This window comes from Nocardia mangyaensis (assembly GCF_001886715.1).
Classification (GTDB): Bacteria; Actinomycetota; Actinomycetes; order Mycobacteriales; family Mycobacteriaceae; genus Nocardia; species Nocardia mangyaensis.
Genome location: NZ_CP018082.1, coordinates 4,968,240 through 4,989,660, shown reverse-complemented (window position 1 = coordinate 4,989,660; position 21,421 = coordinate 4,968,240). Strand labels below are relative to the sequence as shown.

Annotated in this window: 20 protein-coding genes; 12 read left to right on the top strand and 8 right to left on the bottom strand. The window is 69.7% G+C overall.

What is annotated here, in order from left to right:
• Positions 1-54 precede the first annotated feature (54 nt).
• From BOX37_RS22685 to BOX37_RS22675, 3 genes are all read right to left on the bottom strand, one after another.
• Positions 55-258 (bottom strand): hypothetical protein, encoded by a 204-nt coding sequence (locus tag BOX37_RS22685; protein WP_156910489.1) that lies wholly within the window; start codon positions 256-258, stop codon positions 55-57.
• 144 nt (positions 259-402) lie between these two features.
• Entirely contained in the window at positions 403-765 is a 363-nt protein-coding gene (locus BOX37_RS22680) for a MerR family transcriptional regulator (protein WP_071929396.1), read from the bottom strand.
• Between the two features lie 823 nt (positions 766-1,588).
• Positions 1,589-1,849 carry a hypothetical protein gene (locus tag BOX37_RS22675; RefSeq protein ID WP_206045700.1) on the bottom strand — a complete coding sequence of 87 codons (261 nt, stop codon included), beginning with the start codon at positions 1,847-1,849 and terminating at the stop codon, positions 1,589-1,591.
• A 783-nt stretch (positions 1,850-2,632) separates the two neighbouring features.
• Between BOX37_RS22675 and BOX37_RS22670 the strand changes: the two genes are divergently transcribed.
• The 4 genes from BOX37_RS22670 (at position 2,633) to ligA (ending at position 8,673) form a co-directional block, all read left to right on the top strand.
• A complete protein-coding gene (locus BOX37_RS22670; RefSeq protein WP_071929395.1) occupies positions 2,633-3,859 on the top strand; it encodes a cysteine desulfurase family protein in 1,227 nt (408 codons plus the stop codon).
• Positions 3,859-4,974 (top strand): tRNA 2-thiouridine(34) synthase MnmA, encoded by a 1,116-nt coding sequence (gene mnmA, locus BOX37_RS22665; protein WP_071929394.1) that lies wholly within the window; start codon positions 3,859-3,861, stop codon positions 4,972-4,974. The genes BOX37_RS22670 and mnmA overlap by 1 nt, the downstream gene beginning before the upstream one ends.
• 393 nt (positions 4,975-5,367) lie before the next feature.
• Entirely contained in the window at positions 5,368-6,435 is a 1,068-nt protein-coding gene (locus BOX37_RS22660) for a methionine synthase (protein ID WP_420811636.1), read from the top strand.
• Between the two features lie 99 nt (positions 6,436-6,534).
• Positions 6,535-8,673: an NAD-dependent DNA ligase LigA gene (gene ligA / locus BOX37_RS22655; protein WP_084759987.1), complete on the top strand. Its 2,139-nt coding sequence runs from the start codon at positions 6,535-6,537 to the stop codon at positions 8,671-8,673.
• 80 nt (positions 8,674-8,753) lie between these two features.
• Here ligA and BOX37_RS22650 read toward each other — a convergent pair whose 3' ends face one another.
• Entirely contained in the window at positions 8,754-9,107 is a 354-nt protein-coding gene (locus BOX37_RS22650) for a hypothetical protein (protein ID WP_071929393.1), read from the bottom strand.
• Between the two features lie 433 nt (positions 9,108-9,540).
• On the opposite strand from BOX37_RS22650, the gene BOX37_RS22645 reads away from it, so the two are divergent.
• From BOX37_RS22645 to BOX37_RS22635, 3 genes are all read left to right on the top strand, one after another.
• The gene (locus BOX37_RS22645) at positions 9,541-10,659 is read left to right on the top strand and encodes an AAA family ATPase (protein ID WP_240505006.1); all 1,119 of its coding nucleotides are present in this window, start codon (positions 9,541-9,543) and stop codon (positions 10,657-10,659) included.
• A 45-nt stretch (positions 10,660-10,704) separates the two neighbouring features.
• Positions 10,705-11,040, top strand: a complete 336-nt coding sequence (locus tag BOX37_RS22640; RefSeq protein WP_071931794.1) for a hypothetical protein — start codon at positions 10,705-10,707, stop codon at positions 11,038-11,040.
• Between the two features lie 120 nt (positions 11,041-11,160).
• The gene (locus tag BOX37_RS22635) at positions 11,161-11,682 is read left to right on the top strand and encodes a GNAT family N-acetyltransferase (protein ID WP_071931793.1); all 522 of its coding nucleotides are present in this window, start codon (positions 11,161-11,163) and stop codon (positions 11,680-11,682) included.
• Here the strand turns inward: BOX37_RS22635 and BOX37_RS22630 are convergent, their stop codons facing one another.
• Positions 11,683-12,333, bottom strand: a complete 651-nt coding sequence (locus tag BOX37_RS22630) for an ACT domain-containing protein (protein WP_071929391.1) — start codon at positions 12,331-12,333, stop codon at positions 11,683-11,685.
• Positions 12,334-12,590: 257 nt separating this feature from the next.
• Here BOX37_RS22630 and gatC point away from each other — a divergent pair, with 257 nt between their 5' ends.
• Positions 12,591-12,887: an Asp-tRNA(Asn)/Glu-tRNA(Gln) amidotransferase subunit GatC gene (gene gatC, locus BOX37_RS22625; protein ID WP_067493225.1), complete on the top strand. Its 297-nt coding sequence runs from the start codon at positions 12,591-12,593 to the stop codon at positions 12,885-12,887.
• Complete coding sequence (gene gatA, locus BOX37_RS22620) at positions 12,884-14,371, top strand: Asp-tRNA(Asn)/Glu-tRNA(Gln) amidotransferase subunit GatA (RefSeq protein WP_071929390.1); 1,488 nt, start codon at positions 12,884-12,886, stop codon at positions 14,369-14,371. The genes gatC and gatA overlap by 4 nt, the downstream gene beginning before the upstream one ends.
• A 49-nt stretch (positions 14,372-14,420) precedes the next feature.
• On the opposite strand, the gene BOX37_RS22615 is transcribed toward gatA, so the two are convergent.
• Together BOX37_RS22615 and BOX37_RS22610 are read right to left on the bottom strand one after the other, a co-directional pair.
• Positions 14,421-14,855: an SRPBCC domain-containing protein gene (locus BOX37_RS22615; RefSeq protein ID WP_071929389.1), complete on the bottom strand. Its 435-nt coding sequence runs from the start codon at positions 14,853-14,855 to the stop codon at positions 14,421-14,423.
• 44 nt (positions 14,856-14,899) lie between these two features.
• A complete protein-coding gene (locus BOX37_RS22610) occupies positions 14,900-15,646 on the bottom strand; it encodes a hypothetical protein (RefSeq protein ID WP_071929388.1) in 747 nt (248 codons plus the stop codon).
• A gap of 167 nt (positions 15,647-15,813) precedes the next feature.
• Between BOX37_RS22610 and BOX37_RS22605 the strand changes: the two genes are divergently transcribed.
• Both BOX37_RS22605 and BOX37_RS22600 read left to right on the top strand, forming a co-directional pair.
• Positions 15,814-16,977, top strand: a complete 1,164-nt coding sequence (locus BOX37_RS22605; RefSeq protein WP_071929387.1) for a sensor histidine kinase — start codon at positions 15,814-15,816, stop codon at positions 16,975-16,977.
• 9 nt (positions 16,978-16,986) lie between these two features.
• Entirely contained in the window at positions 16,987-17,652 is a 666-nt protein-coding gene (locus BOX37_RS22600) for a response regulator (RefSeq protein ID WP_071929386.1), read from the top strand.
• A gap of 13 nt (positions 17,653-17,665) precedes the next feature.
• Here the strand turns inward: BOX37_RS22600 and BOX37_RS22595 are convergent, their stop codons facing one another.
• Complete coding sequence (locus BOX37_RS22595; RefSeq protein WP_071929385.1) at positions 17,666-18,562, bottom strand: serine hydrolase; 897 nt, start codon at positions 18,560-18,562, stop codon at positions 17,666-17,668.
• A gap of 196 nt (positions 18,563-18,758) precedes the next feature.
• Between BOX37_RS22595 and BOX37_RS35975 the strand changes: the two genes are divergently transcribed.
• Positions 18,759-21,419, top strand: a complete 2,661-nt coding sequence (locus BOX37_RS35975) for a protein kinase domain-containing protein (RefSeq protein ID WP_206045699.1) — start codon at positions 18,759-18,761, stop codon at positions 21,417-21,419.
• Positions 21,420-21,421: the final 2 nt, after the last annotated feature.

Sequence of the window (21,421 nt, the reverse complement as noted above, 5' to 3'; positions counted from 1 at the left end):
ACGTACACCGCCCGGCGGGAAGCGTGGGTACCGCCGAGACCTGGAGTACGCATGTCACCGAAGAAGCAGCCCACCGCCGCCAAACCCGCTCGCGCCGCCGCCCGCGAGGGCGACAAGTACACCACCGCACTGCGCGGTGGGACCGCGGCCGGCACCCGCACCGAGCCCGAGCCCGTCGATCCCGAGCTGATCGTCGCCGGGCTCCGGGAACTCCCGCAGCCGCGCCAACTCCTCATCCGCGAACACCCGCGTTGCCACGAACCTGACCTCCGGCACCAACCAATAGCGTTGGGAGCCAAGCCAACCAGCAACAGGCCATCACCGCAGGATGAACCAGGACTCACCCGTGACCAGCCACGGCATATCCGTTGGTTTTTCGGCGGTTACTACCGGAACCCCTGTTCAGGACGAGGGGTCGTCGCCACGGTCGTCGAGTTCGCGCTGTAGGCCGGTGTTGATGCGCTGGGCCTCGGCGAGCTGATCTTCCAGGATCACGATCCGGCACGACGCGTCGAGAGCGTTGCCCGCATCGACGAGTTCGCGCACGCGTGCGGCGATCCGCAGCTGGTAGCGCGAGTAGCGGCGGTGCCCGCCGTCTGAGCGTTGCGGAGTCAGCAGCCGGGCCGCGTCGAGGCCACGCAGGAACGCTTGGGTGACGCCGAGGATCTCCGCGGCGCGTCCCATGCTGTAGGCGGGATAGGTGTCGTCGTCGAGCTTGTCCGCGGCGCTGGCGCCATCGGCGGGATGGGTGTTCGGATGCTGCACGAGGCCTCTCAGGTTCAACGCTGGAAGGCCCCGGCGCGCTGTGCGCCGGGGCCTTTTGGTTTACGACTTAGGGATTGAGTTCAACTGCGTTCACCGGCCATGGGGGCCCGGTCTGGGACACCGCATCCGACACTTCCAGGATGCGGAACTGGTAAAGGAACACTCAGTGGCCGACCACCTCCTGGATCGTTGGGTTCTTCCTGCGGTACTGCACTTGCCTTGCTTCGTCGCCCCGCCGGCGGTCCGGCCGACTGCACCGGATTCTCTTCTCCGCCGGGCGGGGCGGTCGAACTGTCCCGGGGCAAATCACCTGCCCGGGCATCTACTGCACTTGCTGGTACTTCACTTACTTCACTTGCTAGGTACTGCACTTGCCTTGCTTCATCGCCCCGCCGGCGGTCCGGCCGACTGCACCGGATCTTCTTCTCCGCCAGGCGAAGCGGTCGAACTGTGTCCCGGGCAGCTCACCTGCCCGGCCCATCTGATTTTGTGGAACGACAGCGACTGTATACGCCAACTTCGAGAATGTCTACATTCACCACTATAGGTTTTTTGCATCACACGGAGGGTGGGCTCAGTGCTTTGCTGCCGGCGGTCACAGCGACCCAATTTTCGCCATCTCTTCAGAGTGGAGGCCCCTACATCGGTCGCGGCCCTGCACCGAAGGGGCAATCCGTGACCGACCAGCACAACCGAGGCCATACCCCCGACCGGCGGCCCGCGCACGCGTCGTCTCCGGCCGCCCCTGTCACATCCGCCGAGCGCAGCTTCGCCCGCCGAGCGGCCGAGGCGGTCGTGTTCTCGGGTTGGGCGAGAACACAATTCAGGTGGCGGCACCCGCCGCGGTCCCCGTCGCCGCCGATGCGGTCGACGGCTCACCGAGGCGACCGAGCGCCGTCCCCGGCACGGTCGCGAGCGCGAGAACAGGCGGCCTACGCCACAAAACTTCCGGGGTCGGGACCGGCGCCATGGCCTCGACCTCGACCTCGGTGTTCGACTGATCGGTGTCGATCTTCAAGAACACCTCGCCGACGCGCAAGGTCGCGCGCTCGTGATGGGCGTTGACGACCTCGACCTCTTTCACGTCGGCAAGTATGGCTGGGACGACCGTCGATGTGCCGGGCAGCTGTCCGCGGCTCCCGGCGGCGAGCGGTGTCTCCACAACGACTGGCGATAGTGTTCGGTCGTTTCCCAACACCGTGCACCAGCTGTCCAGCAGAGGCGCGGTATTCGCCTCCGACCGCGGCGGCCGCTACTCCGGTTTCCCGCGGGGTGGGCGGTACAGTCCGTGGCCCTCAGCTGACCCCTGCCCCTCCGAAGGAAGGGCGGGGGCTGGATCTGGGCATGCTGACCTCGGCGGCCCCGCCATCGACGACCGACGAGAGCGGTAGCCAACCCTCCGCCTCCCGACCGCGGGCTCCCGAGATGGAACGGCGACAAGCGTGCCAAGCGATCTCGGACCCGCCCCGTGCACGCACCAGCGGCGCCCCCGACAGGTGGCCTGCGGAATATTGGGTTTGTCACGCCAGCGGCGCCGCTGGCGGCCGTTGTCGGCCACTGCGCAGCGGCCCCGGCCCAGCGCGCGGATGCGCGGCATACGGCCGTTCGGCGGGGCCAAGAAGCATCTGCACGGGCGCGGAATCTCGCCTTCATCTGTCTGCCCGGTCGCCGGACCGCCGCGGTCCGCCCCTCGGCCCCTTCGCTCCCAGCTGTCTCGACCGTCTCACCGGCCTGCTCATCGACGATTCGGGAATGAAAGTAGGTGATACACGTGTTGGAAATCCTGGGTAAATCGTAGAAAAATCGTAGAAAGCAGGGGTGGACCCCGAAGATGACCAGGTCAGCGGTGGTATAGGCTTTGTCGGTCATGAAGTCGGCTTATACGGGTCCGGTCACCGGTGCGCCCAAGACGGTCTACCTCGACCATGCGGCGACAACTCCGATGCTGCCCGCCGCCGTCGAGGCGATGACGGCTGCGTTGGGCACGGTCGGGAACGCGTCGTCGCTGCACGGTTCGGGGCGGGCGGCGCGGCGGGTGCTGGAGGAGGCGCGCGAGTCGATTGCCGCTGATCTGGGGGCGCGGCCCTCGGAGGTGATCTTCACTTCTGGCGGCACCGAGAGCGACAATCTGGCCGTCAAGGGCATCTTCTGGGGGCGCAGGGCGGCCGATCCGCGGCGTACCAGGATCGTCACCAGTTCGGTCGAACACCACGCGGTGCTCGACGCGGTGGAGTGGCTGGAGAAGCACGAGGGTGCGCAGGTCAGCTGGCTGCCGGTGGACGACGAGGGCACCGTCTCGCCGCACGCGCTGCGGGAGGTGCTCGCCGCGCACGTCGACGAGGTGGCGCTGGTCAGCGTGATGTGGGCCAACAACGAGGTCGGTACCGTGCAGCCGATCACCGAATTGGCTTCGGTCGCCGCGGAATTCGACGTTCCGATGCACAGTGACGCCATCCAGGCCGTGAGCCAGCTGCCCATCGATTTCGGCGCGAGCGGGCTGGCCGCGCTGAGCGTGGCCGGACACAAGGTGGGCGGTCCGCACGGTATCGGCGTACTGCTGCTGGGCAGACAGGTGCCCTGTGTGCCGCTGGTGCACGGCGGCGGACACGAACGCGATCTGCGCTCGGGAACCTCCGATGTGGCGGCGGCGGTCGGGTTGGCCGCGGCGCTGCGGGACGCGGCCAACGATCTGCCAGGGCGTACCGCGCAGCTGCGTGCGCTGCGCGATCGGTTGATCGCGGGCGTGCGCGCGCTGGCGCCCGACGCGGTGCTCAACGGCCCGGCCGACGAACGCAGGCTGGCCGGCAATGCCCACTTCACCTTTCCCGGCTGCGAGGGCGACTCGCTGTTGATGCTGCTCGACGCCGCCGGGGTCGAATGCTCCACCGGGTCGGCCTGCAACGCGGGCGTGGCCTCGCCGAGTCATGTGCTCATCGCGATGGGCGTCGAGCCGTGGCAGGCGCGCAGCTCGCTGCGGTTCTCGCTGGGCCATACCTCGACCGGAGCCGATGTCGAAACCCTGTTGACCGTGCTGCCGCAGGTCATCGATCGGGCCAGGGCCGCCGGCCTGGCCGGCGCTAGAGGAGGTGCCTGATGCGAGTTCTCGCCGCGATGAGTGGTGGTGTCGATTCGGCGGTGGCCGCGGCGCGGGCCGTGGACGCGGGCCACGAGGTGGTCGGGGTGCATCTGGCGCTGTCGGCCTCGCCGGGCACGCTGCGCACGGGGTCGCGCGGATGCTGCTCCAAGGAGGACGCCGGTGACGCGCGCCGCGCCGCCGACGTGCTCGGCATCCCCTTCTATGTCTGGGACTTCGCCGACCGCTTCAAGGAAGACGTGATCGACGATTTCGTCGCTGCCTACGCCGCGGGGGAGACGCCGAACCCGTGCCTACGCTGCAACGAGAAGATCAAGTTCTCCGCCCTCGCCGACCGCGCGCAGGCGCTGGGCTTCGATGCCGTGGTCACCGGTCACTACGCCCGCCTCGACGAGGGTGTGCTGCGCCGTGCGGTCGACGCCGACAAGGACCAGTCCTATGTGCTGGCGGTGCTCACCGCCGAGCAGCTGGCACGCGCGATGTTCCCGGTCGGGGACACCCCGAAGCCGCGTATTCGCGAGGAAGCCGCCGAGCGCGGGTTGGCCGTGGCGAACAAGCCCGACAGCCACGACATCTGTTTCATCCCCTCCGGTGACACCCGCGCGTTCCTCGGCGCCAAGATCGGTATCCGGCCCGGTGCGCTGGTCGACTCCGACGGCACGGTGCTCGGCAGTCACGAGGGTGTGCACGGCTTCACCGTCGGCCAGCGCAAGGGCCTCGGCCTGAGCCACACCGCCGCCGACGGCAAGCCGCGCTACGTCACCGAGATCGACCCCGACTCGGGCACCGTCAAGGTCGGTTCGGTCGAAGACCTGCAGGTCGACGTCGTCACCGCCGAGCGCGCCATCTGGACCTCCGGTGCGCGGCCTGGCGGGCCGGTCGAGTGCGTCGTGCAGGTGCGCGCGCACGGTGGTACCGCGCCCGCCGTGGTCGAGCCCGATGGTGACGGCCTGGTCGCGCGCCTGCGTGAACCGCTCAGCGGTGTCGCGAAGGGACAGGCGATCGTGCTGTATCTGCCCGATGCCGAGGGTGGGGACACCGTGCTCGGCAGCGGCACGATCAGCGGTACCGACCGCGCTGGTGTCCCGATGGATTCGGCCGACGCTACGGCGTAGCTGCTGGTGGAGTCCGCGGCTCGGCCGGATCGCAGGTCGCCATCGACCGCTCAGGTGTCCGATGGCGCTCAGGTGTCGTTGCAGCCGCCGGTGCTATCGATGGCTCGGCCGGGTAGCGGTGGCCTCCAACGAGGCCGAACGGCCGGCCACACGGATTGGCGACCACCCGGCTGACCCGCAAGGGCGGCGTACGAATCGAATCGGCCGGGGCGTACGCGGGCATGCGCTGATCGGCCCGGGCGGTGTGTACCGCGTCGGGTGGTGGGGGGATGATGGCGAATGGGCGGATCCGCGCGTCGCAGAATCAGCGTGTGCGGTCCGTGGAGCGTGGTGTCCTCACCGACCGGGTGATGGCTCCGTTTCGATGACACGAAAGGTGCTGAGCGCGTGACATTGTGGCGCAGCGAGAACTCTCCGGAGACTGCTCAGGAGCCGGTCGAGACCCTGAGGGGCGGCGTCGCCACGGGCGTCGGTTCCTGGCCGGGAACCGATCCGCGCGAGGCGGCCGCGACGATCATCGGTGAACTGCCCGACCTCCCGCACCTGGTCGAGTTGCCGGATCGCGGCATCGGCGCGGACATGATCGGCCGGGTCTCGGCCCTGCTCGTCGACCTGCGATTCGATTCGACGACCCGGGGTTATCGTCTGGCCGCGCGACCGGGCGCGGTGTCTCGCCGGGCCAGGGACCTGCTGCACGCGGATCTGGACGCCATCGAAGAAGCGTGGGAGACACTGGGTCTCGCGGGCACCGGTCGCGTGGTGAAACTCCAGTCGGCGGGCCCGCTGACCCTCGCCGCCGAGGTCGAACTCCCCGGCGGACACCGCATCCTCACCGATTCCGGTGCGGTGCGCGATCTTTCGGAGTCCCTCGCCGAAGGGCTGGCCCGGCACGTCGCCGAGATCCGCAGGCGGTTGGGTGCCGAGGTCGTCCTGCAACTGGACGAACCCCAGCTCACCACCGTTCTGAACGGTGCACTGCAGGGCCCGAGCATCCTGAACACCATCGGCGCGCTCCCCGAACCGGACGCCCTGCACATCATCGACACCGTCATCAACGCCCAGTCCGCCCCGGTTCTCCTGCACGCCTGCGCCTCCCGCCCCGCCCTCACCACTCTCGGCCGCACCGCCGCCGCCGCGATCTCCTTCGACGCCTCGACGATCACCACCGCCGATCTCGACGCCCTCGGCGAGATCCTCGACGCGGGCAAGAAGATCGCCCTCGGCCTGACCCCCGCCGAAGCCCCCGCCAAGCCGCCGACCTGGCGCGACATCGCCGAACCCGCCGTCCGCCTCATCGACCGTCTCGCCCTGCCCCGCACCACCCTGGCCACCCAGATCCTGGTCACCCCCGCCTGCGGCCTAGCAGGCGCACCCCTCCCATGGTCGCGCCAAGCTCTCGCCCTCACCACCGAGGTAGCTCGTGCCTTCGCCGACGAACCGGAGTCCATCACCTTCGACTGATCTCGCCGGAAACGGCGCGGTGACAGCCCCCGGAATAAGCCCTGCGACGTGCGGTAACGGTGGGCGGAAGTGTCGGTGGGCTGGACTACTCTGCGGTATGTGAGTGACAGCGACGGCGTGGTTTCGGTGGGTGTCGAGTCGGTGGAGGCGACCTCCGATCAACGAGTGCGGTGGCAGAAGCTGGCCGATGAGGTGCGTGAGCATCAATTCCGCTATTACGTGCGGGACGCGCCGATCATCAGTGACGGCGAGTTCGACACCTTGCTGCGTGAGTTGCAGGCGCTGGAGGAGGCACATCCGGATCTGCGGACGCCGGATTCGCCGACTCAGCTGGTCGGCGGCGGGTTCGCCACCGAGTTCACCGCGGTCGACCATCTCGAGCGGATGCTCTCGCTGGACAATGTGTTCGACTACGACGAACTGCGCACCTGGGCGAGCCGGGTGGAGGCCGAGGCGGGGGCGAACCTGCACTATCTGTGCGAGGTCAAGATCGACGGCGTCGCGCTGAACCTGGTCTACGAGAACGGCCGACTCGTGCGCGGCGCCACCCGCGGCGACGGGCGCACCGGCGAGGACGTCACCCTCAACGCGCGCACCATCGCCGACATCCCCGCCGAACTCACCCCGAGCGCGGACTTCCCGATCCCGGACCTGCTCGAGGTGCGCGGCGAGGTGTACTTCCGGCTCGCGGACTTCGAGACGCTCAACGCCGCCATCGTCGCCGAAGGCAAACCGCCGTACGCGAATCCGCGCAACACCGCCGCGGGCTCGCTGCGCCAGAAGGACCCGGCGGTCACCGCGCGGCGCAGGCTGCGGATGATCTGCCACGGCTTCGGCCGCATCGAGGGCTATCGGCCGGACTCCCTGCACGAGGCCTACCTGGCACTGGCGGCCTGGGGTCTGCCGGTCTCCGAGCACACCCGGCTGGTCGAGGGCATCGACGCGGTGATCGAGCGGGTCGCCTACTGGGGCGAACACCGCCACGACATCGAGCACGAGATCGACGGTCAGGTGATCAAGATCGATCAGACCGCCCTGCAACGCCGACTCGGTTCCACCTCCCGCGCGCCGCGCTGGGCCATCGCCTACAAGTACCCGCCCGAGGAGGCCACGACCACGCTGCTCGACATCGAGGTCAACGTGGGCCGCACCGGCCGGGTCACGCCGTTCGCGGTGATGTCACCGGTGAGTATCGCGGGCTCGACGGTCGCCATGGCCACCCTGCACAACGCCTCGGAGGTGAAACGCAAGGGTGTGCTGATCGGGGACACGGTCACCATCCGCAAAGCCGGTGACGTGATTCCCGAGGTGCTCGGCCCGGTGGTCGACGCGCGCACCGGCGCCGAACGCGAGTTCGTGATGCCCACGCACTGCCCGAACTGCGGCACCGAACTGGCACCGGAGAAGGAGGGCGACGCCGACATCCGCTGCCCCAACCAGCGGCACTGTCCGGCGCAGCTGCGTGAGCGGGTGTTCCACCTCGCCGGGCGCGGCGCCTTCGACATCGAGGCGCTCGGCGACAAGGCCGCCGATGCCCTGCTGCGCTCCGGCGCGATCGTCGACGAGGGTGACCTGTTCGACCTGGACGAGCAGAAGCTGCTCACGGTCCCCCTGTTCACCAATCAGAAAGGCCAGATCACTCAGAACGGTCTGCGCTTGTTGGAGAACTTGCGGACCGTGCAGGACCGTCCGCTGTGGCGGGTGCTCGTCGCGCTGTCGATCCGCCACGTCGGTCCGACCGCCGCGCGTGCGCTGGCCGCGGAGTTCGCCAGCCTGGAACGCATCGAAGCCGCGACGGTGGAGGAACTCTCGGCCACCGACGGCGTCGGCCCGACCATCGCCGCGGCGGTCGCGGAATGGTTCGCCGTCGACTGGCATCGCGCCATCGTCGACAAGTGGCGTGCGGCGGGTGTCCGCATGGAAGACGAGCGCGACCAGTCCATCGAACGCCATCTCGAGGGCCTGTCGATCGTGGTCACCGGCTCCCTGCAGACCTTCACCCGCGACGGCGCCAAGGAGGCGATCCTGGTCCGCGGCGGCAAGGCCGCCGGGTCGGTGTCGAAGAAGACCGCCTTCGTGGTGATCGGCGAAGCGCCTGGTTCCAAGGCCGCCAAGGCCGAGGAGCTCGGTGTCCCCATCCTGGACGAAGATGGTTTCCGCGCCCTCCTGGCGCACGGTCCCGCCGCCGTCACCCCGGAGCCCGCCGAACAGGCACCAGCCCAAGATCTGGACGGTTGATCACCACGCTCTCGGGTAGGTATCCGCCGAGAGGAACGCCACCAGGGCGTGGGGATCGACGATCCGGGTCGGGCACGGACTCAGTTCGGGCTGACGGTGACCGAGTTGCCGATCTGGGTGCGGAAGTCGAACGAGGCGCATCGGCCGTTGTGGACCTGCACCTCGTGCCGGGGCCGCTTCTTGATGTTGGTCTCGATCACGATGGTGACGTCGGTGCTGGCCATCGAGCACACCTTCGACACCGGCGCGTCGGTGTAGCGGACGGTCCCCGCCCCTTGACACGAGTTGGTCGAGTTCGCCAGGAACACCCGCGCGGTCCCGGTCGGACACGGATCGGCCGCCGCGTTCGGGGCGCCGAGCAACACCATCGGCACCGCCGCACCGGCGCTCACCGCCGCGACGACAACCCCACGAACCATGATCCGAACCGCCATCACGCGCACCCATCCTCGTCATCGACCCACTCGGCGACCTCCCGGCCGCATTGCCCAGCATGCTAGTTCCTCACCCCCACCCCCGCCCATCGAAAGTCCAGCACCGACAACCAACGCGGGAACATGGGCAACTCACCGGAACGCCCAGAACCCGCCCACCGACCAACCGGCGTCCGCCGCAAGCACCGCCCCGTCCCTCACGCCCGGCAAAAGACGCGAAGTGGCAGGCGAGAACATGGGTAACTCCCCGGGTACGGGCGAACTCGACCCCCATACCACCGCCGGTCGCGTCCCCAACTCGCCCCATCCTTTAGTCTGGCCAAGAATCTCGGAGAGGCGGGACAGCACCGTGCTGCGTAGTTTTCAGGTGTCCAATCACGGGTCGTTGGCCCAGGCGCAGCAATTGCGGTTGAGCCGGGGTGCGGGTGGTCCCGTGTCCGTTCCGGTGACCGCCGTGCACGGCGTCGCCGCCGCCGGAAAGACCAGCCTGATCGACGCGCTCGCCCAGATGCGTGACGCCGTGTTGCATTCGGTGAGCGGTTGGGATCCCTACGCGGGTCCGGTGCGCCGCCCGCATCTCGGATTCGCCGACCGGCCTTCGGAATTCGTGGCGGGCTTCATCGCCGAGGGCGTGCCCTACACCTACGGTTTCCGGCTCGACAACGCCGATGTGATCGCCGAATGGCTCCACACCCATCCGCGCTCGCGCAAGCGGATCGTGTTCGAGCGCACCGGTGACCAGATCAAGATCGGCCCGATGTTCGAGGCGGCCCGCTACGGGGTGGCGGCGCTGGTGCCGCTGGTGCGGCCGAACGCGCTGCTGTTGAGCCTGGCCGGGCAGCTCTACGCCGAGGCACTGGTGCCCGCCTATCGCTGGTTCGCGGCGAACCTCCAGGTCCAGCAGGGTGCGGTCGACACCGCCGCCCTCGCCCTCGATCTGGGCAGCCACATCTCCCGCTCGCCCGACAACGCCGCGCGCCTGCTGATGCTGTTGCGCACCGCCGACCTCGGCATCGAGGACCTGCTCGTGGCCGAACCCGATCCGATGTATGCCGACTACCTGCGTGACCTGGACACCGAGATCGCCGCGCTGGCAACCAGACTCGATCACGGCGGCGCCGACCCGATCCTGCTCGAGCGCGAACTCAGTACCCTGCGCGCCGCCCGCGACGCGCTGTATCGCCGGATGGTCGACCGGCGCGGGGTCGGCCTCGGCCTGGTGCACGAGGGTATCGATGTGGCGTTCGAACTGGCCGACGAGTCCACCGCCACCCGCTCGCTGCTGCGGGTGCTGCCCGCCATGCTCGAGGCGCTCGACACCGGCCAGGTGCTCGCCGTCGACGATCTCGGCGCGGGCCTGCCGGTGGAGGAGACCGACCGTCTCGTGCAGCTGTTCCAGAATCCGGAGACCAATGCCCGTGGCGCGCAGCTGATCTACACCACCGCCAACCGGACGCTGATCGATCGCGGCAACGGGCGTTCGCAGCGTCGGCGCTGCGCGGTCTGGCAGCTGCGTCGCGAGCAGGGCGTCAGCGAGCTCACCCCGCTCTGAAGCCGCCCGGAACCGCCTCGGCACCCAGCGCCTAGCATGGGCGGCATGCTCGAAGTGGTGATGGCGCTGGCGCTGGTGACGATGCTGGTCGTGATGATCGGTGCCATCCTCGCCCGGCGGCGGGGCATGGGCGGTGGGGGAGCGAACCTGGAACAGGGTTCGCTGTACATCACCGGGGTCAGCCCGCTTCCCGAGATGACCGGCGAGCACTTCGTCACCATCACCGGCACGCTCACCGGGCCCTCGGTCACCGGGAAGGTCGTGTACCGCCGCTTCGTGTGGGACGCCGCGCAGTGGCCCGCGATCGGGGACCAGCTCGTCGTGGCCTATCCGCCGAACAATCCGGGCAAGTGGGTCGCCCAGCATCCCGGCCTGCGCTGAACCAGGCGTGCGTCCCTGGTCCGTGAGCGTCGGCTGCGCGGCAGCGATCGGGGGCGGTGCGGTCGGTCGACGACAGGGTGCGTGCGAGTTCACAGCCCCGTGGGGTGCGATCATGCCCAGATGCGCGCTGACCACGACCTGACCCCCGAGACCGGTGTACTGATTCGCCCGGCGCGGCCCGACGAATACCAGGCCGTGGCCGAGTTGACGGTGCAGGTGTACGTGGGTGACGGCTATGTCCCCGCCGACGACGACTACGCCGCCGAACTCGCCGACGTCGCCCACCGCGCGGCCGCGGCGGAAGTGCTCGTGGCCGTCCACGACGGCCGGATCGCCGGTTCGCTCACCGTCGCGAAGCCGGGAACCACCTACGCCGAGATCGCCCGGCCCGGTGAGCTCGAGTTCCGCATGCTCGCGGTGGCGAAACAAGCCCGTGGACATGGTGTCGGCACCGCGCTGGTGCGTGCTGTGATCCAGGAGGCGACGGCGGGGGGTTACGAGGCCGTGGCGCTCACCACGATGGCCACCATGGTCGACGCGCACAGCATCTACGAGCGGCTCGGTTTCGTGGCTGTGCCGGAACGGAATTGGCTGACACACGACGGACTGCGATTGTTCGTCATGCGCCTGGCACTGAACTGATCAGTTGAGCACCGTGGCGACGATGCCGGCCAGGTAACCCAGGCGAGCCACCTCCGAGGGCCGGAATTCCGGGCCGCCCGGTCGGCCCAGCAGCAGCGCCTTGCCGGTGTCGCCCAGCGGGGCGGCGGCCAGCTTGGTGTCCATGTCGCGCCAGATCTGCGGCACCCAGTCGGCGTCGGGGTCGAGCAACGAGGGCTTCTGCAGCGGCATCCACGGCGCCGAACCCGCCTGTGTCTCAGGGGCACTCGGACTTCCGACGACCCGGTAGGCGCCGGTGGGGCCGAGGCCGATGATCGTCGACCAGCCCACGCGCAGCACGCGCGGTACCCCGTCGACGAGCACCTGGAGCCGATCGTCGCGGGCGTTGGCGACCTGGTCGATCAGCTCGAGCTCACGGTGGGTGTCCAGGACCCCGGAGTAGGGCCGGATCGAGTCGACGGTGACATCGTGGACGGACTCCGCCGCGGTGATGAGGGTGTCGGGCAGGGCGCCGGTCGGGACCTCGACGACGAGGTCGTCCACCGCGAACCCGGCGCCACGTTCGACGACATCGAGCGAGAGGATGTCCGCGCCGACCCCGCCGAGGGCGAGTGCCAGGGAGCCGAGGCTTCCCGGTCGATCCGGAAGTTGCACGCGGAGCAAGAATGACACGTGCGTTCCTTTCCTAGGGCGCTGCCGGGTTGTTCGGAACGAATACCCGGTCAGCCAATACTTACACCCCGGTACGCGGGTTATCGACTCGAAGTATGACCCCAACGGCCCGACATGCGCGAACTTTCGCGCACGGCGAGCGGGTCCGATGCCTCGACGAGGCCGCCCGCGGCCGTGCAGGGCGCGGGATCGGGGCCTGGTGCTGCCAACTAGGCTGTAGCCGACTACTGCCCACCGAAGCCGAAAGGGGTCCCGCGGTGCCCGCAATCTCCCGTGACGAGGTCGCTCACCTCGCCCGGCTGTCCCGCCTGGCGTTGACCGACGCCGAACTCGACCAGTTCGCCGGTCAGCTGGATTCGATCCTCAGCCACGTGCGGACCATCTCCGAGGTCGCCGCCGACGTCCCCGCCACCGCGTCGCCGAACCCGACGACCAATGTGACCAGGCCCGATGTGGTGGTTCCCGGACTCACCCCCGAGCAAGCGCTGGACCAGGCGCCCGCGGTGGAGGAACAGCGCTTCCTGGTCCCGCAGATCCTGGGAGAGGGCGAATGAACGAGTTGACCCAGCTGTCGGCGGCGGAACTGGCGGCCAAGATCCACGGGGGCGAGGTGTCCTCGACCGAGGTCACCCAGGCGCACCTGGATCGCATCGGCAAGGTCGACGGTGAGCTCAACGCCTTCCTGCACGTCGCGGGCGACGAGGCGCTGGCCGCGGCCGCCGTGGTCGACGCCGCGCACGCCGCGGGCGAGACCCCGGTCTCGGTGCTGGCGGGAGTTCCGTTGGCGCTCAAGGACGTTTTCACCACCACCGACATGCCGACCACCTGCGCGTCGAAGATCCTGGAGGGCTGGCGCTCGCCGTATGACGCGACGGTCACCTCCCGGCTGCGCGCCGCGGGCATCCCGATCCTCGGCAAGACCAACATGGACGAGTTCGCGATGGGCTCCTCCACCGAGAACTCCGCCTACGGTCCCACCCGCAACCCCTGGGACACCACCCGCATCCCCGGCGGTTCCGGCGGTGGTTCGGCCGCCGCGCTGGCCTCGTTCCAGGCGCCGCTGGCCATCGGCACCGACACCGGCGGCTCGATCCGTCAGCCCGCCGCGGTCACCGCGACGGTCGGTGTGAAGCCCACCTACGGCACCGTCTCCCGATACGGTTTGGTCGCGTGCGCGTCCTCGCTGGACCAGGGCGGTCCGTGCGGGCGTACCGTGCTCGACACCGCGCTGCTGCACGAGGTGATCGCCGGGTACGACCCGCGCGACTCGACCTCGCGCAATGTGCCGGTGGCTCCGGTCGTCGAGGCAGCCAAGCAGGGCGCCGAGGGCGACCTGAAGGGTGTGCGTGTCGGCGTGGTGCGCGAATTGCATTCCGACAGTTACCAGCCCGGCGTGCTCGGTTCCTTCGACGCCGCGGTCGCGGTGCTGAAGGACCTCGGCGCCGAGGTGATCGAGGTGTCGTGCCCGAGTTTCGAGTACGCGCTGTCCTCGTACTACCTGGTGATGCCCTCGGAGGTGTCGTCGAACCTGGCGCGCTTCGACGCCATGCGCTACGGCCTGCGCGCCGGGGACGACGGTGGCCACAGCGCCGACCAGGTGATGTCGCTGACCCGCGAGGCGGGTTTCGGACCCGAGGTCAAACGCCGCATCATCATCGGCACCTACGCGCTCTCGGCCGGGTACTACGACGCCTACTACGGCCAGGCGCTCAAGGTCCGCACGATGATCGCGCGCGATTTCGACGCCGCCTACGAGCAGGTCGACGTGCTGGTCTCGCCGACCAGCCCGTTCACCCCGTGGAAGCTGGGCGAGAAGGTGGACGACCCGCTGGCCATGTACCTGTCGGACCTGTGCACGCTGCCGACCAACCTGGCGGGCCATCCCGGCATGTCGGTGCCGTCGGGTCTGTCGGCCGATGACAACCTGCCGGTGGGCCTGCAGATCATGGCGCCCGCACTGGCCGACGACCGCCTGTACCGGGTGGGCGCGGCCTACGAGGCGGCACGTGGTGCGCTGCCGACTCCCACCGGAGTCTGAGTTCAGAAACGGGTGTGCCTGGCCGAATCGGCCAGGCACACCCCGCTTTTCAGTGGGTGGTGGCCCGTTCGCCGACTCCGGCCGTCATCGCGCCGAACCCGGCTCGGAGGTGTTTGCCGAGGGCGAGTACCACTACCGGGCTGAGCCATCCGGCCAGGGTGAACCGGGACTCGTAGCGGCTGCGGTTCGGGCCCAGCGCCACCACGGTGTGCGAGCGCAGGCTGTGCAGCGCGCCGAGGGCCACCGGCTTCATGGTGTAGCTGAACTCGGTGCCGGGGGTGTGGGAGCGGATCCACTCCCGCTGGGTTCGGGTGTTGGCGCCGAGGCGCACCCGCATGTCGATGGGTTCGCCCGGAACCAGCGTGCTGGCCGCCTCGACGCAGAAGGTGTTCCATTCGCCGTAGTGCTCGAAATCGGTGAGCACCTCCCAGACCTTCTCGGCAGGGGCGTCGATCTCGATCGTCTCGTCGATGACTAGAGCCATGCGTGAAAACTAGGACATGTTCTAGTCTCAGGCAACAGGGCCGGTCAGATCAGGCGGCGGCGGCGCTTCCGCAACGCATCGATGATGACCGCCGAGGCTGCCGTCACCGCGAACAACCCGAGGGCGGTGCGCGCCAGCGGCCACAGGGTGGGCCGGTCGGCCGGGTCGGTGCTGGCGAAGACGTTCTCGACCACCGGTGCGCCGTACTCCTGCCTGCGCGAGTTCACATCGACCGCGGTGAAGGCGATATCGGCCATCACCGAGCAGCGGGCGCGGGAGAAGTCGTCGGCACGCTGCTCGCAGGCCGCGTGGATGCGCCGGTTCAAGGCCGCGTCCACCGAGCGGCGCGCCCACGGGCCGAGCGGCTCGTCGAACCGCTCGGCGTAGCGCAGCATGTCGTAGCCCAGATCGTGCGCCCTGCAAGCCGGCTGGAACTCCGCGGGCAGGGTCACCGGGGATGAGCAGTCGCCGTGGGGGTTCACCAGCAGGCCGTTCTCCACCGCCGGGTCATAGCCGAACTTGTAGCCGAAATCACGCGGGATCAGCGCGAGCGCGTCGGGCTGGTCGTCGGTGAGCGCGTGCACCACCGCGGCCGCCGCGGCGTTCTCGGCCGCGTCCGGGGTGGTGCCGAGCGCGCCGGGCGAGGACATGATGACGGCGGCGGCCATGGCCAGCCCCGCGGTGCACAGCGCGACACCACTGCGGCGGCGGTGCTGCCCGGGCTGGGCCGGGGTGGACGCGGAGACTGCGGTAGGGCCGGCGGCGGGTACCGGGCGAAGCGGGGTGTTCATGGCCTCCGACGATAAGGAGCGGGTCGTGCGACGGGCATCCCGCTGCGGACCGGTTCTGAAGGGCACGCGGGCGGGTGACCCGGCGCCGGGGTCACCCCAGGGTAGGGGGTCCGAATTCGCTCGTGGGTATGAGGTCCGCTGACCGGACGGTTCGTAGGCTCACAGTCATGACCGGACATCTGCGCGCCGCCGCGCGACCCATCACCGCGCGCACCTGGTTCGATCTGGGGACGGTGGCTGTCGCGTTGATCTTGTACAGCATCGCGTGGCCGACGCTGTTCGTCACCCACGAGGTACCCGCGACCCTCGCGCCGCTGCTGTCGGCACTGGCGGTGTTCCCGATCCTGTTCGTCCGGGTGAATCCGGCGCTGGGCTGGGCGGTCTCGGCGGGTTCGGCGCTGCTGTTGTCGCTGGCGCTGAACCCGACCGAAGGCAACGACCTGCCCTTCCAGGTCGTGCACGTGATCGTGCTGTTCGTGCTGCTGTTCGCGGTGGCCCTGCGGGCCTCGGCGCCGATCGTGGTCGTGGCGTGGGCGGCGACCTCCATGCTGTTCGCCACCACGATGCCCGGATCGGAATCGGGGCCGCTGTGGGGCTGGCCGATCGGTTTCGGCGCGCTCGCGCTGTTCGGGTACCTGCTGCGCATCCTGGTGGTCTCGCGACGGCGGCTCGAACAGCAGGAGGAGGTGACCGAGCTCGAACGCGCGCGCAGGGCCATTCTCGAGGAGAAGGCGCGCATCGCCCGTGACCTGCACGATGTGGTCGCCCACCACATGTCCATGGTCGTCGTGCAGGCCCAGACCGCGCCGTACCGGATCGCCGACATGGACCCGGCCGCGCGCACCGAGTTCGAATCCATCGGCGCCACCGCCCGCACCGCGCTCAACGAGATCCGCGGGATGCTCGGGGTGCTGCGCAGCGACGGCCAGTTGCCCGAGCACGCGCCCCAGCCCACCGCCGCCGAGGTGCCCGCGCTGTGCGCCTCGGCGCTGCGGGCGGGGATGCCGGTCGAGTGCACTGTGATCGGGGACCTGACGCTGGTGCCGGACACGACCGGGCTGGTCGTCTACCGGGTGGTGCAGGAGTCGATGGCCAACTCCGCGCGGCACGCGCCGGGCGCGCCGGTGCACGTCACCGTCGCGGTCGATCCGGGCCTGGTCGCGGTCACCGTGCTCAACGCCCCCGCGACGAGCGTGCCGCGCCCGGCGGCGGGAGGCGGCCACGGGATCGATGGGATGCGCACCCGGGTCGCCGCGGTCGGCGGCGAACTCCGCGCGGGACCGACGCCGACCGGCGGATTCGAGGTCTCGGCGAAACTACCCACCCACTAGGGTGGTTGGGTGGCTATTACCGTTTTGATCGCCGACGACCAGGCGATGGTGCGGCAGGGTTTCGGCGCGTTGCTCGCCGCGCAGCCCGACATCAGCGTCGTCGGGGACGCGCCCGACGGCAAGGTCGCGGTGGCCGAGGCCAAGCGGTTGCGTCCCGATGTGGTGCTGATGGACGTGCGGATGCCGGAGATGAACGGACTCGACGCCGCCCGCGCGATCCTGGCCGCCGGTTTCGAACCGCCGGTGCGGGTGCTCATGCTCACCACCTTCGACATCGACGACTACGTCTACGAGGCGCTCAGCCTGGGCGCGAGCGGATTCCTGCTCAAGGACGCCCCCGCCGAGGAACTCGTGCGGGCGGTGCGGGTGGTCGCCGACGGCGAGGCGCTGCTCGCGCCGACCATCACGCGCCGACTGATCGCCGACGTCACGCGCAGGCGCAACACCGCGCGTACCCCGGCCGCGCCCGCGCTGTCCTCGCTGACGCCGCGCGAGCGCGAGGTGCTCGAACTGGTGGCCAAGGGACTGTCGAACACCGAGATCGCCGCCTCGCTCTACGTTGCCGAACAAACGGTGAAAACCCATGTCTCCAAGGTGTTCTCGAAGCTCGGGTTGCGAGACCGGGCCCAAGCGGTGGTGCTGGCGTATGAATCCGGCCTGGTCGTCCCCGGCTGAGCCGCGGCGGCGCTCAGCGCGGGCAGACACCACCGCGCAGTTCCGGCAGGTGCCGGTCCAGCAGCACCGCCATCCGGTCCAGCAGCGCGGTGGTGTCCTCGAAGGCACCCGAATCCGCTTGTGCGGCAAGGGCGACCGCGAGCTGTCCGCTGCCGACCGGTACCAACCCGAACTGGCGCACGGTGTACACGCCGGTGTCGTCATCGGGGCCCCACCCGCCTTTGAACTCGGTGCCGTCGAGCAGGCCGAGGCCCCAGCCCTGGTCCGGGTCGATCTCACCCATCAGCGCGGTGACCACCTCGGTGTGGGGCAGGCACGGCAGCCGCGAGGCGAAGCGGACCTGGTCGGCCAGCGACCATTCGGTGCTGCCGAAGGAAGTGGCGTTCATCTCGGGGTGCCGGACCGCCGTACCGGTGGTCGTGCCGCCGGCTTCGTCGAGAACCCGCTGCACGGCCTCGGCCGCTGCGGGCCCGTCGCCGAGGGATGTCCACAGCCCGTAGGCGGCGTCGTTGTCCGACACCGTGATCGCCGCGCGCACCATCTCGAAGATCGACTGGTTCTGCTCGTGGCGCAGCGCCGCGACCGCCAGCGGCACCTTGATGGTCGACCAGGCGATGCCGGAGGTCCAGTCGCCGTAGATCGTCATCCGGCCGCCGCCGACCGGCATCAGCGCCATGCCGACCTGACCGGGCAGCGCGGACTGCAACCGGGTGAAATCCGCGCCCAGCGAATCGGGCAGCACGATGGACAGGCCAGGATGCCGCGGGTCGTCGCTGTTCACCGTGACCGTCGGCGCGACCGGAGTCGCGGTGCCGCTGACGACACACGAGGTGGACAGCGACACCGCCGAGAACACCACCGCACACTGCAGCAGCCTGCGGCGGAGGGCCGCCTTGCGGGTCGAGAACACTACCGAATCCTCCCCACCACCCGCTGCGCGTCGGCGCCCTGCTTCGGCGGTGCAAACTACTCGTCGAGCGCGCCCGGACACTATCGGACGCCTACCGGCAAGTCTCACCGATCGAGGGCCAGAATTCGAATGTGGGTGGTCAGGCGGTCGAACGGCTACGATGCTGATCCGCCACCGGCATCGGAAGGGGGTCGCGGTGCTCGAGAACGGTGAAGTGTTCGCCGGGTTCACCATCGAGCGGTTGCTCGGCCAGGGCGGGATGGGCACGGTGTACCTGGCTCGGCATCCGCGCCTTGACCGGTTGACCGCGCTCAAGCTGCTCAACCGGGATCTGTTCGCCGACGAGCGGATTCGCGCTCGGTTCGAGCGGGAAGCCGATCTCGCGGCGGGGCTCGATCATCCCGGCATCGTCACCGTCTACGACCGTGGCACCGAGGGTGACCAGCTGTGGATCAGCATGCAGTATGTGGACGGGGTCGATGCCGCGACCGTCGATCCGATGACGCTGCCACCCGAGCGGGCCGTGCAGATCGTCGAAGGGGTCGCCGACGCCTTGGACTTCGCGCACGAGCGAGGAGTGCTGCACCGGGACGTGAAGCCGGCCAACATCCTGCTCGCCCGCTCCAGCGGAGGTCAGGGGGAGCGAGTCTTCCTGACCGACTTCGGGATCGCCCGTTTGCGCGCCGACTCCACCCACCTCACCCAGCAGGGCATGTTCACCGCGACCCTGGCTTACGCCTCGCCCGAGCAGATGACCGGCGCCGAGCTCGACCATCGCTCCGACCAGTATTCGCTGGCCTGCGCCCTGTACTGGCTGTTCACCGGCATCGCCCCTTTCGACTCACCCGACCCGAACGAGATCATCCACGGCACCCTCTACCTCGGCCCACCGCCCCTGGCCCTGCGTCGCACCGGCCTGCCTCCCGTCATGGACGCGGTCCTCGCCGCCGCGATGGCGAAACACCCTGCCGCCCGGTTCGATTCGTGCGCCGCCTTCGCCGCGGCCGCCCGCCAGGCCCTGACGTCCACCACCCCGCCCGTCCTCCCGCGCCCGGCCCCGAACCCCGCGCCTCCCTACCCTCCGCAACAGCCTGCACCGGCCGGGCCCTTTCCACCGCAAGGTCAACCGGTACCTGTTCCCGGATACCCGGTATCTCCGATGCCTGCTGTGCCCCAAGGTAATTGGCAGCCTCGAGCCCCCCGGCCACCAGCGGTGCCGTCGAGTCCGCCCCCACCGCGCCCACCCGCAGCGCAAGCGCCTGCCCATCCATACGGCGTGCAGCCGCAGCCACCGCAGCCGCAGCCACCGCAGCCGCAGCCACCGCAGCCGCAGCCACCGCAGCCGCAGCCACCGCAGCCGCAGCCACCACAGCCACAGCCGCAGCCGCAGCCGCAGTCACCGGAACCGCAGCAGTCGCCGCCCGGCGCGCAGCGGCAGGCGGACCTCGACAAAGCCGGGAAACCTGCTGAGGAGACTTCCGCGAAGATGAGCGCACCGGGTGGCAGTGCGGCGCAGCCAGGTAGCGGTATCGGGCTCGACAGCACAACCCATGTCTCCGATTCGGCCACGACCGATGTGGTCGCCATGCCGAATGCCGGTGTGCTGGACGCGGAGAACTCCGCCGCGCAGACGGATGTGACGGCGCTCGCGCAGCCTTCGGGGTCCACTGCTGCCGCTGATTCGAGTCGGCATCGGCCTGCGCGGGAACCTGTGCTCGGCTCGGACAGCGCACCACAGCCGGATTCGGGTGGTGCCGCCGAGTCGGGTTCGGGCGAGGCGGTGGACAGGGAAGCCGCACAGGTGATCTCGCTGGAGAAGTCCTTTGCCGCCGAGGGGGCGAAGGGATCGTCGGAGGCCGGTTCGGCCGCTGAGCTCGCATCCGGTGGGCCCGGGTCGGATACCTCCGCTGAAGGGTCTGCGGCACAGGAGGATCGGGGAGCGCCGGTGAAACCGCTGGGCGGACAGCCGATGGTCGCACCGCCCGGCCCACCCGACGGCGCGGCGGTGCGGCGCGGGTCGGAGGGTGATCCCGCCGCGGTTTCCGCGCCGGTGCAAGTGAGTTCGCGTCAGGGTCCGCCAGTGGCGGGAAATGGGCGAGGAGCGCAGCAGGTTCCGCGGATGGCGCCCGGGATGGTGCACCAGGCGCCCTGGCCGGGGCCGCGGCGGCCGGTGCGGCGACGGGCTGCCTCGCGATTGCATCGACTCGGGTGGCTGGTGTTCGCGGCGCTCCTCGCGGCGCTGCTGGTCCTGGTCGGGGCGTTGGTGGTCGTGGTACTGCCCGATGGCGACGAGGATGCCGCAGCCGACGCGGCGACGACAGCGCCGTCGAGTTCTGTGACGGCGGTGGATGATTCGTTCGCGGCCAGCAGGCGGATCTTCTCGACGCTGGTTCCGCAGGGCGAGACTGCCGAGGGGCCGGGGTATCGCGGCGCCCACTGCGTCGCGGTGCGCAGTGTCAGTGATCTGGAGTGGAAAGAACCTGCCCTGCAGTGGAATCCGATCACCGCCGGCTGGCAGTGCGAGCGCACCGGTACCGGCGCGGCGGCGGTGAGCTATCTGGTGCTCGAGTATCCCCAGGCCGCGCAGGCGCGCTCGGTCGTCGAGGCGCTACCTGCCCCGATCCGCTTCACCGGCGACAAGGACGACATCCCGTTCTCGATGCGCCGCTGGGTCGTCGAGGATCCGGCGAGCAGTCGCGTGGCGACCGCGCACCAGGTGGTCAGCTTCCCCGGCGACCCGTCCCGCGCCAACTACGTGGTCGCGGTGAGCCGCCGGGGCAGCAGCGGAGTCGACGGTGCCCCGCGCCCCTCCGCACTGGACGAGGTGATCGCCTGGTGGGAGGAGGTACCGCTGTGAGC